The organism is Pseudofulvibacter geojedonensis (genome assembly GCF_042675745.1).
GTDB lineage: Bacteria > Bacteroidota > Bacteroidia > Flavobacteriales > Flavobacteriaceae > Pseudofulvibacter > Pseudofulvibacter geojedonensis.
Map to the genome: position 1 here is coordinate 137,192 of NZ_JBHTJM010000008.1, position 14,782 is coordinate 151,973.

The 14,782-nt window shown below is 31.1% G+C and carries 12 protein-coding genes and 3 tRNA genes; 4 read left to right on the forward strand and 11 right to left on the reverse strand.

Translation table 11 applies throughout. From position 1 onward, the window contains the following. Positions 1–10 precede the first annotated feature (10 nt). The 3 genes from ACFQ1O_RS07815 to ACFQ1O_RS07825 all read right to left on the reverse strand — a co-directional run bounded on the left by ACFQ1O_RS07815 (position 11) and on the right by ACFQ1O_RS07825 (position 6,158). Positions 11–2,974: an amidohydrolase family protein gene (locus tag ACFQ1O_RS07815; protein WP_377715100.1), complete on the reverse strand. Its 2,964-nt coding sequence runs from the start codon at positions 2,972–2,974 to the stop codon at positions 11–13. A gap of 454 nt (positions 2,975–3,428) precedes the next feature. Then, entirely contained in the window at positions 3,429–4,664 is a 1,236-nt protein-coding gene (gene hutI, locus ACFQ1O_RS07820) for an imidazolonepropionase (protein ID WP_377715102.1), read from the reverse strand. Between the two features lie 87 nt (positions 4,665–4,751). Further along, positions 4,752–6,158: a TlpA family protein disulfide reductase gene (locus ACFQ1O_RS07825; protein WP_377715105.1), complete on the reverse strand. Its 1,407-nt coding sequence runs from the start codon at positions 6,156–6,158 to the stop codon at positions 4,752–4,754. 152 nt (positions 6,159–6,310) lie between these two features. Here ACFQ1O_RS07825 and ACFQ1O_RS07830 point away from each other — a divergent pair, with 152 nt between their 5' ends. Next, positions 6,311–7,927: an ABC-F family ATP-binding cassette domain-containing protein gene (locus tag ACFQ1O_RS07830; protein WP_377715108.1), complete on the forward strand. Its 1,617-nt coding sequence runs from the start codon at positions 6,311–6,313 to the stop codon at positions 7,925–7,927. Positions 7,928–7,989: 62 nt separating this feature from the next. On the opposite strand, the gene ACFQ1O_RS07835 is transcribed toward ACFQ1O_RS07830, so the two are convergent. From ACFQ1O_RS07835 to ACFQ1O_RS07845, 3 genes are all read right to left on the reverse strand, one after another. Next, positions 7,990–8,077, reverse strand: a tRNA-Leu gene (locus tag ACFQ1O_RS07835). 52 nt (positions 8,078–8,129) lie between these two features. Next, positions 8,130–8,202 (reverse strand) — tRNA-Lys (locus tag ACFQ1O_RS07840). Between the two features lie 33 nt (positions 8,203–8,235). Next, a tRNA-Lys gene (locus tag ACFQ1O_RS07845) sits at positions 8,236–8,308 on the reverse strand. 134 nt (positions 8,309–8,442) lie between these two features. Between ACFQ1O_RS07845 and ACFQ1O_RS07850 the strand changes: the two genes are divergently transcribed. Next, positions 8,443–8,961: a shikimate kinase gene (locus ACFQ1O_RS07850; protein WP_377715110.1), complete on the forward strand. Its 519-nt coding sequence runs from the start codon at positions 8,443–8,445 to the stop codon at positions 8,959–8,961. Here ACFQ1O_RS07850 and ACFQ1O_RS07855 read toward each other — a convergent pair. Both ACFQ1O_RS07855 and ACFQ1O_RS07860 read right to left on the reverse strand, forming a co-directional pair. Further along, on the reverse strand, positions 8,953–9,456 hold the full coding sequence (locus ACFQ1O_RS07855) for a phosphoribosyltransferase family protein (protein ID WP_377715112.1): 504 nt from the start codon (positions 9,454–9,456) through the stop codon (positions 8,953–8,955). The two genes, ACFQ1O_RS07850 and ACFQ1O_RS07855, sit on opposite strands and share 9 nt — an antisense overlap. Before the next feature lie 65 nt (positions 9,457–9,521). Continuing rightward, positions 9,522–9,890: an RNA-binding S4 domain-containing protein gene (locus ACFQ1O_RS07860; RefSeq protein WP_377715114.1), complete on the reverse strand. Its 369-nt coding sequence runs from the start codon at positions 9,888–9,890 to the stop codon at positions 9,522–9,524. Between the two features lie 74 nt (positions 9,891–9,964). Here ACFQ1O_RS07860 and ACFQ1O_RS07865 point away from each other — a divergent pair, with 74 nt between their 5' ends. Beyond that, positions 9,965–11,236, forward strand: a complete 1,272-nt coding sequence (locus ACFQ1O_RS07865) for an FKBP-type peptidyl-prolyl cis-trans isomerase (RefSeq protein ID WP_377715116.1) — start codon at positions 9,965–9,967, stop codon at positions 11,234–11,236. Positions 11,237–11,367: 131 nt separating this feature from the next. On the opposite strand, the gene ACFQ1O_RS07870 is transcribed toward ACFQ1O_RS07865, so the two are convergent. From ACFQ1O_RS07870 to ACFQ1O_RS07880, 3 genes are all read right to left on the reverse strand, one after another. Then, on the reverse strand, positions 11,368–11,790 hold the full coding sequence (locus tag ACFQ1O_RS07870) for a DoxX family protein (RefSeq protein WP_377715118.1): 423 nt from the start codon (positions 11,788–11,790) through the stop codon (positions 11,368–11,370). 107 nt (positions 11,791–11,897) lie between these two features. Next, positions 11,898–12,503, reverse strand: a complete 606-nt coding sequence (locus ACFQ1O_RS07875; protein ID WP_377715120.1) for a hypothetical protein — start codon at positions 12,501–12,503, stop codon at positions 11,898–11,900. Positions 12,504–12,605: 102 nt separating this feature from the next. Continuing rightward, complete coding sequence (locus ACFQ1O_RS07880; RefSeq protein WP_377715122.1) at positions 12,606–14,249, reverse strand: acyl-CoA carboxylase subunit beta; 1,644 nt, start codon at positions 14,247–14,249, stop codon at positions 12,606–12,608. A 134-nt stretch (positions 14,250–14,383) separates the two neighbouring features. Between ACFQ1O_RS07880 and ACFQ1O_RS07885 the strand changes: the two genes are divergently transcribed. Further along, positions 14,384–14,782 (forward strand): OsmC family protein, encoded by a 399-nt coding sequence (locus ACFQ1O_RS07885; RefSeq protein ID WP_377715124.1) that lies wholly within the window; start codon positions 14,384–14,386, stop codon positions 14,780–14,782.

Consider the following 14,782-nt stretch of genomic DNA (forward strand, 5'->3'; position numbering starts at 1 on the left):
GATTAAATAATTAATGAAGGTCTCCTTCAAAATCACAATGAATATGTTTTTTCTCTTTCTTTTTTGGAGATTGAGTCTTACCTCCATTATTTTTATCATTAATCATCATGTTAATTAATTTATTTCGCTCTTCTTTAATAGTTTTACGAAGCTCTAAGTCTTTTTGTAAGTCGAAATAAACAACTCCTTCAATCATGGTTTTTTCTGCTTTTGCATAAACAGACATTGGGTGATTATTCCATAAAACGATATCTGCATCTTTTCCTACCTTTATACTACCGATATTTTTATCTAAGTGTAATAGTTTTGCTGGATTTAACGTAACAAATTTCCAAGCTTCTTCTTCTGGTACATTACCATATTTAACTGCTTTGGCTGCTTCTTGGTTTAAGCGTCTACTCATCTCTGCATCATCAGAATTAAAAGCAACTGTAATTCCAGCATTATGCATAATGGCACCATTATGAGGAATAGCGTCGTTTACCTCGTATTTATATGCCCACCAATCTGAGAATGTAGATCCACCAACTCCATGTTTTTTCATTTTATCGGCAACTTTATATCCTTCAAGTATATGTGTAAAGGTGTTGATATTAAAGTTAAACTGTTCTGCAACTCTCATTAACATTGTAATTTCTGCTTGTTGGTAAGAGTGGCATGAAATAAAACGTTCTTTGTTAATAATTTCAAGTAATGTTTCTAATTCTACATCTTTTCTGTAAGGTTGTCCGCTCTTTTTCTTGGCTTCATATTCTTTAGCTCTTGTAAAATAATCTATATAAACTTGTTCAACTCCCATTCTTGTTTGAGGAAAACGTACTCGTTCATAATCTCCCCAGTTACTTTGCTTTACATTTTCTCCTAAAGCAAACTTGATAAATTTGGGAGCATTAGGAATTAACATTTCATCTGGAGTTGCTCCCCATTTTAACTTTATTAATGCAGATTGTCCTCCTATTGGGTTGGCAGAACCATGTAAAATTTGAATTGTAGTAACACCACCAGCCAAATTTCTATAGATATTGATGTCATTAGAATTAACAACGTCTCCTATAGATACTTCTGCAGTTGAGTTATGACCACTTTCATTTACCGCTGAGGTTGCTATATGAGAATGTTCATCTACAATACCAGCTGTTAAGTGTTTGCCTGTTCCGTCTATAATTTTGGCTCCGTTGTTTTTTAAGTTGGTTCCTATCTTTACAATTTTTCCATCTTTAATAAGAACATCTGTATTTTTTAGAACACCTTCAGATTCATTCGTCCAAACGGTAACATTTTTAAATAGAATATCTTCTTTTTTAGGTTTTTGTTTAAAACCATATGGCATATTAGGATAACTTATGGCAACCAATTCTGGAGTTGATTTTTGTTTTTCGCTATTATCTTTTTTGTTTTTTTCTAACGGAAAATAATTAGCAATAAATTGTTCGTCAGTACCATTAGAAAGAGTTATTTTACCATTAATAGTAGATTTAGGGTTAGTTATTTTTGCAACCAATCTATTATAGGTGGTCTTTTCATGATCTTTAAAGTGAATATTTAACCAATTATTTTTATAGCTAAGTTTACTTGTTAATTTAATTGTGTCTTGTGTTACTTCGAGGGTAGGTCTTGCTATTTTGCCTTTTATAGAGATGTTGTATTCTTTTCCTTTTAGTGTTAATTTATAATTACCTCTAATATCTATTTTAGATTTGTTTTCAAATACATTTGGTTTTCCCATAACCCAGTGTTCGTAAAGGATATTTTCACTGTCAAAAATATTACCAGAGCTAATCATGAAGTTAGCATATGATCCTTTTTGTAAATTACCGATCTTATTGTTTTTAAGAATAGCCGCTGGAGTTGTAGTTAAAGCAGTTAAAGCCTCAGTTTCAGTCAAACCGTTAGTAATAGCTTTCTGAAGCATTTTATTAAAATCTGTAGCCGATTTTAGTTTATGAGTAGTTAAAGCAAAAGGAATATTGTTTTTAGCAAATAATTTAGGGTTACTAGGAGCTAGGTTCCAATGTTTCATATCTTCAAGGCTTACTTTTGATGCTTGAAATGGATCTGAAACATCATAAGCTTTTGGGAAATTGACAGGTAAAATATAAGTAGTATTAGTAGCTTTTATTTTATCAATATGCTGGTACTCATCACCTCCACCAAGAATAGTATATTTTATTTTTGTGTCTTTACTTAAGTTGTTTACTCGTAAATCATTAAGCCAACTTCCGGCATTAAAAATTGCAGGTAAGTTTTTATGATTATTATATGCTTCTAAACTTAAGTCAGTTGTTTTTATATGGCCTTGTTGGTAATAATCGGCATCATAAGCAACTTGCCTTAATAATGCAATACTTCCCATTAAAGAAGTTGGGTATTTTTGATTTGATAGTTTACTTTTTTTAAAAGAAAAGTATTGAGCAGATTGGTTATCTAAAACTTGATTAGAAATATTACCATTTTTGTTTAATGCCACTAATAAACCTGTACCACTAGCGATTCCATCTAATTGATGAGTGTTTACAATACCAAACCCTGCTTTTAACAATTCTGTGGCTTTTTTGTTATCGTAATTAAAATAGTCTAGTGCATTGGTTTCAGGTCTAATATGATCATTCCAATAATAACCTTTTCTATTTGAATCGTATTGTGGCCTGTTTTGGTTGTGTTTCTTTTCTATAGCTTTCATTCCAAAATTGCTATAAACATCAATAAAAGAAGGGTATATAAACTTTCCTTCTAAGTTTATTGTTTGAGTATTTTTTGGAATAGATATGTTTTTACCTACAGCTACTACTTTATCATCTTTTATGAGTAAAGAAGCTTGTTTTAATATTGTTGAAGGGTTAACATAAATAGTTGCATTTGTAAAGGCAACACTTGAAGATTTAGGTGTTTTTACACCATCGTTTTTCGGGTGGTATTCTTGGGCAAAGACACTATATGTCAGTAAAAATACCAATAAGGTTAATTTGTAATTCATTTGAGTTTAAAATCTTAAGGTTTAAAGATAAGTAAGCTAAATGAATCAGCCTAAAAAAGGGTGCTGATTTAACACTATTGTTTTATGTGTATTACTTCGTTAAACAACCATTTTTTCATTAATGCTCTATTTGTGCTTAGTTCTGCAAAGACATATATGTCGCTTTGAAAACAATATGATAATTCTGCTAACTCAATCATAACTCTGTTTTCATAATAACTGGAATGTATAAAGTATAGTTCTTTATTTTTAATAAGAAGATAACCCACGTGATTGCTGAGTCCAACAAAATATAATCCTTCCTGAAAAGAACTTAATAACTCTTCTTTTAAATCAGGAAAAGAAAGATTTCGATAAATGCTTAATTTCTTATTTGGTTGTAAGCTTAAAGCCTAGTTAGTACCTCCTTGTTGAGCAAGTTTTTATCTGTTGAGGTTTAAACCAAAATGTTTGATTAAACTAACTCACCATCAATATATACAGATTCGATGTTATTAGAACCAAATGAGTATGGTAAAACGTTATAAGAGTTAATTGGTTTGCTAATAATAAAGTTAGCTTTTTTGCCTTTAGTAATACTTCCGTGAGAATCCGAAATACCCATAGCATAAGCACCGTTTATAGTAGCAGCGTTAATGGCTTCTTCTGGCGTCATTTTCATTTTTATACAAGCAGTACTAACAACAAAATTCATATTTCCTGAAGGAGTAGAACCCGGATTGTAATCGCTAGCCAAAGCTAATGGTAACCCATTATCAATTAACTCTCTAGCAGGAGTATAAGGTATAGATAAAAAGTATGAGCAAGATGGTAGGGCAACAGGTAAGGAAGAAGAACTTTTAAGAGCCTTAATATCCTCCTTATTTACAACTTCTAAATGGTCTACAGTTAAAGCTTGGTGTTCAATTCCTTTTTGTATACCTCCAATTGTGGTAAATTGGTTAACATGAATTTTAGGAGTAAGTCCGTATTTTTTACCAGCAGCTAGTATTTGTTCAGTATCTTCTACACTAAAATATCCTGTTTCGCAGAAAATATCAATAAACTCAGCTAAGTTTTCTTGAGCTACTTTTGGTAGCATTTCATTAATAATTAAGTCTAAGTAGCCTTGTTTGTTGTCTTTGTATTCTTTGGGTATAGCATGAGCTCCTAAAAAAGTAGCTTTAATAGGTAATGAGTAAGCTTCTTTTAGTTTTTTGATAACGCGAAGCATCTTCATTTCTGCTTCTACAGTTAAACCATAACCTGATTTAATTTCGATACCTCCCGTACCTAGTTTTATAACTTCCTCTAATCGGTTAGCCGATTGAATATATAATTCTTCTTCAGAAATGGCTTGTAATTTTTTAGCAGAATTTAAAATTCCTCCTCCATTAGCAGCTATTTCTTCATAGCTTAATCCGTTAATTCTATCTACAAACTCTTGCTCTCTATTTCCAGCATAAACAATATGTGTATGGCTATCGTACCAAGTAGGTAAAACAACTTTATCGCTACAATCAACAATTTCAACATCGCTTAAGGAAGGGAGTTGTTCCATTTTTCCATAATCAGAAATAATATTATCATCAATTAGTAAATAGGCATTTGCTATTTGCGGAAGAATCTTCATTTCTGCGCCAGAAACTACTTTTTCATCTCTATCAATTTGCAATAATTGTTTAATATTAACGAATAGCTTACGAGTCATTACACTTGTGTTTAAATAGGCTGTGAAGATACATATTCTTGCAATAAAAAGAACAGATCTTATCGCATAAATAATTCTTTCAGGCTATTATTGCTGAACAAGTTCTGCTTTTTGTAATTGTGAAAGTTTTTCGTCAAATTTTGGGTCGAAAATATTGAGTTCAGAATTGAGAATTTTACCATTTGCATCTAACACAAATATTTTGTGAATTTGATGTATTAGTAAGTTATCAGTAGCATCCTTGTAATTTTCAAAAATAAATTCATTTTTTGAATCCATTTTTACAGCTACTTTTTGCCAAACTTCTTTATCTTGATCAATAGATAAACCAATAAAGTTATAGTTGCTTTTTGGTGCAAATTGGGCTACTTTTTTACGTACTCCTTTTAAATGACTAGGATAACGAGTAGTCCAAAAATAAATAACTGTTGGTTGTGTAATTGTTTTTTGAATGTTAATGGTTTCATTTTTAGTGTTGATAACATTGAAACTAGGAATGGTATTTCCTTTTTCTAAACGTTCAATGGTCTGTACCATTTTTTCAAGATCTTCACAAGATTTTTTACAAGAGCTAATTTTTTTATAAGTAGATAGAAAAACATTGGCCTCTATTTTATTGTCTGCTTTAGTAAGGTAATTTAACGCGGCTCTTTTTAAAACCATATTTTTAAGCTGTGGATTCTTTATTAAAGAGTCTATAACATGAATATTGTTTAGGCTATAATTTAAAAGGTAATTATTAGTAGACTTTGTAGGGGTGTTTTTGTATTGTTTACTAACGTTATCAGTTACTGCGTATAAATAGTTATAATATGGATAAAATGAAATTAATTCGTTTTTATTTAAATCTGTATGCTGTCTAAATAAATAATAATTTTCTTTATCGATAGAATCCTTATATTTCTTGTTGTATATAGGGTATTGCTCTTTAATAGCATAATAATGGTAATCGATATTAGCTTTGGCTACGTCTAAAAAAGAGGAAGAAAAATTATATTTATCTCCATAACGGTCTAAATAATCAAGTCTTCTGATTTGTTCTTGTCTAACTTGCTTATTGAACACTAATGGATTTTTATTGTAGAAAGCATCGTGTAAATTTTCTTTACTTTCTTCATTCTTTAAAAAATTCTTAATTAAATAGTTGTTTTTTAAAGCTCCTTTTCCAGTAAAGGTTAAAGTTTCATCAAATTCAATAGTGTTTACTCTTAAAAAGATACTGTCTTTAGGTTCTATATATACATATTGAAATTCGTCGTGTTTAAAACTGTATAACCCAGGTTCTAGTTTTTCAAAAGAATAATAAAAGCGATTTGTGTTATCTAAAGGAATCGTATCAATAACAACCTCATCTTTATATAAGATTACATTCTTTTCTTTTGGGTTAATAATTTCTCCTCCAAAATAAGCATCAGCATATTGAGTAACGTTGTCGTTACAACTGCTAAAAAAAGAAGTAATAGCTAATATTAATATGGGTAAAAGTCTCGTCATATATTATTTTGGAACGGGTTTCTTCACAAAAATAAATTTTACTTTGACATTATGCTGTTAATTAGCTGTTAAATAACATATTTATTAAGATTCTAAACAGTAGTAATTCTAATTTGGTTTTTCTACTTTTGCCAAAAATTAAATTAAGATAGATGTTATCAGTTTCAAATTTATCGGTACAATTTGGTAAGAGAGTTTTATTTGATGAAGTAAACACTTCTTTTACTCAAGGTAATTGTTACGGAATTATAGGCGCAAATGGAGCAGGAAAATCAACCTTTTTAAAAATATTATCGGGTATACAAGAGCCTTCTTCAGGTCATGTTTATTTAGAGCCTGGTAAGCGTATGTCTGTTCTTACACAAGATCATTATGCGTATGATGAATATCCAGTTTTAGAAACTGTTTTAATGGGGAACAATGTTCTTTATGGAATTAAAAAAGAGTTAGATAAACTGTACGAAGATTATTCTGATGAAAATGCAGATAGAATAGGAGAGTTACAGGTTCAGTTTGAAGAGATGGACGGTTGGAATGCTGATGCAAATGCGGCAGCAATGTTATCTAATCTAGGTATAAAAGAAGACATGCATTATACAATGATGTCTGATTTAGATGGTAAGCAAAAGGTACGAGTTTTATTGGCTAAAGCGTTATTTGGTAATCCAGATGTGTTAATTATGGATGAGCCAACCAATGATTTAGATTTTGAAACTATTTCTTGGTTAGAAAATTTCTTAGCTAATTTTGAAAATACAGTAATAGTTGTTTCTCACGACCGTCACTTTTTAGATGCAGTATGTACTCATATATCTGATATTGATTTTGGGAAAATCAATCATTATTCAGGTAACTATACTTTTTGGTATGAATCGAGTCAATTAGCCGCAAGACAACGTTCTCAGCAAAACAAAAAAGCTGAAGAAAAGGCTAAAGAGTTAAAAGAGTTTATTGCTCGATTCAGTGCGAATGCTTCTAAAGCAAAGCAAACAACATCTAGAAAAAAGATGCTAGAGAAATTAAATGTAGAAGATATCAAGCCATCTAGTAGAAGATACCCAGCAATTATTTTTGATAGAGATAGAGAAGCAGGAGATCAGATATTAAATATAGAAGGTTTATCTGCATCTAATGATGAAGGTTTGTTGTTTAAAGGGATAGACTTAAATTTAAATAAGGGAGACAAAGTAGCGATTATATCTAAAAACTCTAAAGCAACTTCTGCTTTTTATGAAGTATTAGCAGGTAATTTAAAAGCAGATTCTGGAGAATATCAATGGGGAATTACAACAACACAATCTTATTTACCGTCTGATAACTCTCAGTATTTTGATAATGATGACACCTTGGTTGAATGGTTACGTCAGTGGGCAACTACAGAAGAAGAAAAAGAAGATGTGTATCTAAGAGGTTTTTTAGGTAGAATGATTTTTAGTGGAGAAGAAGCTTTAAAAACTGCTAGGGTTCTTTCAGGAGGAGAAAAAGTGCGTTGTATGTTAAGTAAAATGATGATGACTCGTGCTAATGTATTAATGATAGATGAGCCAACAAATCACTTAGATTTAGAAAGTATTACTGCGTTTAACAACTCATTAAAGAATTTTAAAGGAACAGTTTTGTTTACTACTCATGATCATGAGTTTTGCCAGACTGTAGCTAATAGAATAGTTGAAATTACGCCAAACGGAGTAATAGATAAGTATAGTACTTTTGATGATTATATGAATGATCCAAAAATAAAGGAACAACGAGAAAAAATGTACGCTTAGTGTATTGACATTTTAATTGTACAAAAAAAGCGGTTTTTGAATATCAAAAACCGCTTTTTTGTTGGTGCACACAAGAGGATTCGAACCTCCACATTCTAAGCGAATACCAGCCCCTCAAGCTGGCGCGTCTACCAGTTCCGCCATGTGTGCGTAAAAAACTTCAATAAAATAAAAAAGTTAAGCGTTTAAGCTTAACTTTTTGTGACCTGGCTGGGGCTCGAACCCAGGACCCTCTCCTTAAAAGGGAGATGCTCTACCAACTGAGCTACCAGGTCTTAGACCTTGTAATGTGCAATAATTTGCTTTTGTGACCTGGCTGGGGCTCGAACCCAGGACCCTCTCCTTAAAAGGGAGATGCTCTACCAACTGAGCTACCAGGTCATTCAGTATTATTCTTCCTGAATGCGGGTGCAAATATAAGAGGATTAATTAATATTTCAAGTCTTTTTTTAGATATTTTTTCGAATTAAATTCAAGATATTTGTAACCAGTTAATTTAGAGATAATAAAGAGTTATGATTATTGTATTATTAGGGTATATGGGTTGTGGAAAATCAACTATTGGTAAGGAACTAGCTAAGACTTTAAGTTTTTCTTTTGTTGATTTAGATAATTATATAGAAAAAAAAGAAGCAATGAGTGTAACAAATATATTTAAAAGTAAAGGCGAGATTTATTTTAGAAAGAAAGAACATGAATACTTAAAGGAATTAACTAGTAATAGCGATAAGCTAATATTATCTTTAGGAGGAGGAACACCTTGTTATGCTAATAATATGAGAGTACTAGATAGAGAAGGTATTAATAGTATTTATCTATCTGTTTCAGTTAAAGAATTAAGTAAAAGATTGTTTAATGAAAAAGAAGAAAGACCTTTAATAGCAAACATTGAAACTGAAGAGGAACTTCAGAGTTTTATAGGGATTCATTTATTTGAAAGAAGCTCATTTTATTCTCAAGCCAGAACAGTTATAAAAACAGATGGGTTAACTATAAAAAATATTGTAGAAAATATTATAGGAAGTTTATATTAAAACAGCCTTGGTTTCTTCTTGGTTAAAAATTACTTCTACATGTTCATTTATAGAGGTAGATAGAGACAAACCTTTAAAATCTGCCTTTACAGGAAATTTTTTATGATTCCTATTAACTAAAACAGCAGTTTTTAATCTAATTAGTGGTGTGTCTAAAAAATGTTTTATAGCATAAATTAGTGTAGCGCCAGAATTTAAAACGTCATCAACTAAAATCACAGACTTGTTTGAGTATTCAGAGCTTGAAATAGACACTTCAACTGGGCTTAAGAGATTTTTTTTGTCAATTGAAACTTTACAAAGAGTAGTTGATATATCAGAATAACTAGCAATAACATCTTGTAGTTGTTCTGCTATAATATACCCGTTATTTGCAATACCGGCCAAAATTATTTCATCTTCATGAATATTGGTCTCTAGTATTTGTAGAGCAATACGTCTTATTTTATGGTTTATTTCTGTGTGAGATAAAATAACAGTAGGTTGAGTTTGCATAATTTTATTTTTTACAAATATAAAACTTAGATTTTGTCTTTGATTAATTACGATAGAAGATTTATTTATTCTTCTTCAGTGTAATGTTCAATATCTCTTCGATCTTTTTTAGTAGGTCTTCCTGTTCCTTTTTTACGATAATAATCTTTTGCAAATTTTAAAGTTTCAAGGTGTTCAAAGGCTTCTTGAGGAGTAATGTCTTTTCTATAGATATCTACTAGTTTAGCTCCAACTCTATTTTTAGGGATATCTAAAACTAGTAACTGATAGTTAATTTGATTTTTTCGAACTAATATTTTATCAGTTGTATATACTTCTCTTGAAGGCTTTACTTGAGCATCATTAATTTTTACGTGCCCTTTTTTACAAGCATCTGTTGCTAAACTCCTTGTTTTAAAATAACGCGTGCACCATAAGTATTTATCAATCCTCATAAAATGATTCTAAAATCGATGTTAAAAAAAAAACAAAAATAAGATAAAATTGTATCTTGCGGGCAAAATAAGCAATGATGAAGTATATATTTAAAGCGTTTTTGATTTTAACAGCAATTTTTATTGTTGTTTCTTGTAAAAAAGATGAGTCTAGTACAACAGCTAACATTAACCTATATGTAGAGCAAGAGCCTATAGATAACGCCGCTATAGTAGAATTTTTAAGTACTCATTATTACAATCAAGAAGAGTTCGATAATTTATCAGGAGATCCAAGCTTTCATAACAATATTAAGTTTTATACTAATGAAGTTCTAGCAGATATCGATGCTAATGAGGATGGAGATAAAGATGATACGAATGATACCGTAGTTGGTTACGATTCAAATGGCGATGGGGTAATAGATGCTAATGATGACGATCACACTACTACTTTTACCAGAACATTATTGATAAACTTACCTGCAGATAAGTTATATACAAAAACGATTACATTAAAAGACCCTACTACTGATGAAGAAGTTGAGCACAAGCTTTATGTATTGAATTTAAATCAAGGAGGAGGACCTGTAAAACCAAGATTTTGTGATAGAGCTTTTATTGAATATGAAGGACAAACGTTAAGTTTGTATACATTCGATGAAGCTGTAACTCCAATTCAACTTGATTTATCTAGTTCAGTTAGAGGTTTTTCAGAAGGAATTTCAGAATTTAATGTAGCTGGTAATTTAGATGGAATATCTGCTGAAGCAGATGGTGAGTATCCTTTCGAAGATTTTGGTGTAGGAGCTATTTTTATGCCTTCAGGATTGGGGTACTATGCTAATCCAGTAGGAACCCAAGTACCTTCATATTCACCTTTAATATTCAAAGTAAAAGTATTTGCTGAAACACAGTTAGATCATGATTTAGATGGAGTTCCTACTTATTTAGAAGATGTAAATTTAAATAGAGATTTGAGAGATGACAATTTAGACGAAGATACATTTCCCAACTATGCAGATAACGATGATGATGGAGATACGGTGTTAACAAAGGAAGAAGTTGAAATTATAGAATTAGATCCTCCTTATTTAGCAGAAAGTGATCCTGAGCCAACTTTAGCTGCTAATGAGTATATAATAAGAAGGAGAATTGATGAAACTGCACCAGCAGGAGCGAATGTGGTATATACTTATGTAAGAATTATAGATACAGATGCAGATGGTATTCCTGATTATTTAGATACTGATGATGATAACGACGGAACATTAACTAAAAATGAAGATGCAGATGGAGATGGTCAAGTTACTGATGATGATACAGACGGAGATGGTATTCCGGATTATTTAGATACTGATAATTAAAAATATAAAAACCGCTTTTAAGCGGTTTTTATATTTTAAAAAAGCTGTTGGCCGAGAAAATAAAAGCTTAATGGAAAATTCAAAGTTTTATATAATATGAAACAAATTCTCTGTCAACAGCTAGGTCTTTTTTATTGTTGCATTTTTAAGTGATAATCGGCAGAATGCTTTCCAGAACCAAAATAGGTAAAAAAGATTGCTATTAATAGTGTAATACCAGCAATTATAAAATTACTTACTTGAAATTCTCCTATTACATTTATTAATACAGCACCGATTAAAATAGGTATTTGAGCAATTAGTGCCCATCGAGTTAATAACCCAAAAACAATAAGAATACCCCCTATAATATGTGCAGGTACTAAATAATGTATCAGAATCATTTCTCCAACATAGTTTTTAAAAGGCTGAATTAATTCAACCAACTGTAAACTATTATTCATAAAGTACAAGCCCTTAGTAAATAAAAATACTCCCAAACTAATTCTCAAAATATCTATAGGATAATAAGAGTGCAAATTAGCCCACTTATTTATTTTTTTTATTGTATCCATAATTTTGTGGTTTTATAGAATTATAGAACTTTTTTGGAAGACTATTAAATTACAAAAAAAAAAGACATCAAGCAAATGTTGATATCTAAAAATCAATGTGTTATGTGTTAGTTTCTAGAAATGTCGATTATATCTCCAGAATCAAATAATTCTTTGAGTTTAGATTTGTGCATGCTAAATATTTCATCACTGTAATTTTCGTCTTTATCTATTTTATATAATTTAGAACTTCTCGAAATTACATAGTCATTCATTCTAAAGTATATAGAATCATTTTCTACATTAGTAACTTTAAAAGTTGTATAGTTGCCATCTTCTAATTTAACATCATATAAATCCTTAGCTACAGGTTGTTGAATATAAGTTATAACATCTGTATCGTGTTGCTTGCTTTGAAACAATCCAAAAATAATAATTCCAGTAACTATAACTAGTCCTGTCCAATTCCATATAGGTGTTTTAGATTGGTCCTTTAAATTTTGTAAAGGTAAATTAAACTCAGGAGGCATTTGTTTTTTCTCCATTACTACTTTACAATGTGAGCATTCAGAAATCATTTTTTTTCCCATCGGAAACATTGGTACCCAAAATAGAGTGGCGTATTTTCCAAATAAGTAGAGTGTTGTAGTGCCGGTATTTTCACAGCTAGGACATTTTAATGAGTTGGGTTTAGAACTTCCTAGATCAGAAGAATTGTGTCCGTAAATTATCATTTTAATATGGTTTGAGTTTATTAATCTCGAATGTACGAATTTGTAAATAAAAAAGAGAGCTTATTGGCTCTCTTTAATTTATAATATTATTTGTTGATGTAATTAAACTTGTAACACACCCAAATTAAAAGGTTTTTCAATAGGGGCATGGTTAGCTGCTTCAATTCCCATAGAAATCCATTTTCTTGTATCTAAAGGATCAATAACTGCGTCTGTCCATATTCTAGAGGCAGCATAATAAGGAGAAATCTGATTATCGTATCTTGTTTTTATTTTGTTAAATAACTCAGCTTCCTTTTCTGGAGTTATTTCTTCTCCTTGTTTCTTTAATGATGCCGTTTCAATTTGTAATAAAACTTTAGCAGCAGAGTTACCACTCATTACTGCTAATTCTGCACTTGGCCAAGCAGCAATAAGTCTTGGGTCGTAGGCTTTACCACACATGGCATAATTACCTGCTCCGTATGAATTACCCACAACAATAGTAAACTTAGGCACTACAGAGTTACTAACAGCGTTAACCATTTTGGCACCGTCTTTAATAATTCCTCCGTGTTCAGATTTACTGCCTACCATAAAACCAGTTACATCTTGCAAGAATACCAATGGGATTTTCTTTTGGTTACAATTTGCAATAAATCGAGTAGCTTTGTCTGCAGAATCAGAATATATAACCCCTCCAAATTGCATCTCACTAGGCTTGGTTTTAGCTCCTTTAGTTTTAACAATTTTTCGTTGATTAGCTATAATACCTACAGCCCAACCATCTATTCGTGCGTATCCAGTAATTAATGTTTGTCCGTAACCAGCTTTGTATTCGTCAAATTCTGATTTATCAACTAGTCTTTTGATGATTTCCATCATGTCGTATTGATCTGCTCTAGACTTAGGTAAAATACCGTAAATATCTTCAGGTTTTTCTTTTGGGTATTCTGGAGTAGATCTGTTGTAGCCAGCTTTTTCAAAATCACCAATTTTACCCATTACACTTTTGATTCTATTTAAAGCATCTTGGTCATCAGAAGCTTTATAATCAGTAACTCCAGATATTTCACAATGTGTTGTAGCGCCACCAAGGGTTTCATTGTCTATACTTTCACCTATTGCAGCTTTAACTAAGTAGCTTCCAGCTAAAAAGATGCTCCCTGTTTTATCTACAATTAAAGCTTCGTCAGACATTATTGGTAAGTAGGCACCACCAGCAACACAACTTCCCATAACTGCAGCTATTTGAGTTATACCCATGCTACTCATTACGGCATTGTTTCTAAAAATTCTTCCAAAATGTTCTTTGTCTGGAAAAATTTCATCTTGCATAGGTAGGTAAACTCCAGCACTATCTACTAAGTAAATAATAGGTAGTCTATTTTCTATAGCAATTTCTTGTGCACGTAAGTTTTTCTTGCCTGTAATAGGAAACCACGCACCAGCTTTAACCGTAGCATCATTCGCTACTACGATACATTGTTTTCCTTCAACATATCCAATTTTAACAACTACACCTCCAGAAGGGCAGCCACCATGTTCTTCATACATACCTTCACCTGCAAAGGCACCTATTTCTATTGAAGGTTTCTTTTTATCTAATAAAAAATCAATTCTCTCACGAGCAGTCATTTTTCCTTTTTCGTGATGCTTATCAATTCTTTTTTGTCCCCCTCCAAGAGAAACTTTAGCTAGCTTTTGTCTTAACTCAGATAGTAATAACTTATTGTGATCTTCGTTTTTGTTGAAGTTAATGTCCATTGTGTTGTTGTAATTAGGTGTGCTAAAGTACAAACAATATCATAGTAAGTCAATAGAGAATAAATTAATAATATTTACGTGTAAATATTTTCCTTGGAAAATAAATTTATTAGTTGTAAATTTGTAGTGTAATTATGAAGAATGTAAAAACTATTTTAAATACAGATTGTTATAAAGCTGTATCAATCTCAAGAGAGTTTGAAATAAATCAAGATAGGCCAGTAAAAGAAGGAGGGGGAAATACAGCACCAACTCCTGTGGAATATTTATTAGCAGCTATTGGAGGCTGTGTAAGTATGACAATTAGGGCTTTTGTAGAAAAAAGAGGTTGGGATGTTGGCGATATTACAGTGAATGTATTTCAAAAAAATAGGCTAAAATCAAAAGGGTTAGAGACTTATTTAATAGAAGAAATATCTTTTGAAAAAGACGTGACTGAAAAACAAAAAGAGCAATTATTACTAATAGCTGGGAAATGTCCTGTTGCTCAAATGGTAAAAACAGAAACAAGAATAGAAACTAAAATTATATAG

What these genes read in the sequence shown, in the direction of transcription:
- ACFQ1O_RS07860 (WP_377715114.1), bottom strand. Translation starts at nt 9,890, where the DNA reads ATGAGGATTGATAAATACTTATGGTGCACGCGTTATTTTAAAACAAGG.
- ACFQ1O_RS07830 (WP_377715108.1), top strand. Translation starts at nt 6,311, where the DNA reads ATGTTATCAGTTTCAAATTTATCGGTACAATTTGGTAAGAGAGTTTTA.
- ACFQ1O_RS07875 (WP_377715120.1), bottom strand. Translation starts at nt 12,503, where the DNA reads ATGATAATTTACGGACACAATTCTTCTGATCTAGGAAGTTCTAAACCC.
- ACFQ1O_RS07825 (WP_377715105.1), bottom strand. Translation starts at nt 6,158, where the DNA reads ATGACGAGACTTTTACCCATATTAATATTAGCTATTACTTCTTTTTTT.
- ACFQ1O_RS07885 (WP_377715124.1), top strand. Translation starts at nt 14,384, where the DNA reads ATGAAGAATGTAAAAACTATTTTAAATACAGATTGTTATAAAGCTGTA.
- ACFQ1O_RS07880 (WP_377715122.1), bottom strand. Translation starts at nt 14,249, where the DNA reads ATGGACATTAACTTCAACAAAAACGAAGATCACAATAAGTTATTACTA.
- ACFQ1O_RS07865 (WP_377715116.1), top strand. Translation starts at nt 9,965, where the DNA reads ATGATGAAGTATATATTTAAAGCGTTTTTGATTTTAACAGCAATTTTT.
- ACFQ1O_RS07815 (WP_377715100.1), bottom strand. Translation starts at nt 2,974, where the DNA reads ATGAATTACAAATTAACCTTATTGGTATTTTTACTGACATATAGTGTC.
- ACFQ1O_RS07870 (WP_377715118.1), bottom strand. Translation starts at nt 11,790, where the DNA reads ATGGATACAATAAAAAAAATAAATAAGTGGGCTAATTTGCACTCTTAT.
- ACFQ1O_RS07850 (WP_377715110.1), top strand. Translation starts at nt 8,443, where the DNA reads ATGATTATTGTATTATTAGGGTATATGGGTTGTGGAAAATCAACTATT.
- ACFQ1O_RS07855 (WP_377715112.1), bottom strand. Translation starts at nt 9,456, where the DNA reads ATGCAAACTCAACCTACTGTTATTTTATCTCACACAGAAATAAACCAT.
- hutI (WP_377715102.1), bottom strand. Translation starts at nt 4,664, where the DNA reads ATGACTCGTAAGCTATTCGTTAATATTAAACAATTATTGCAAATTGAT.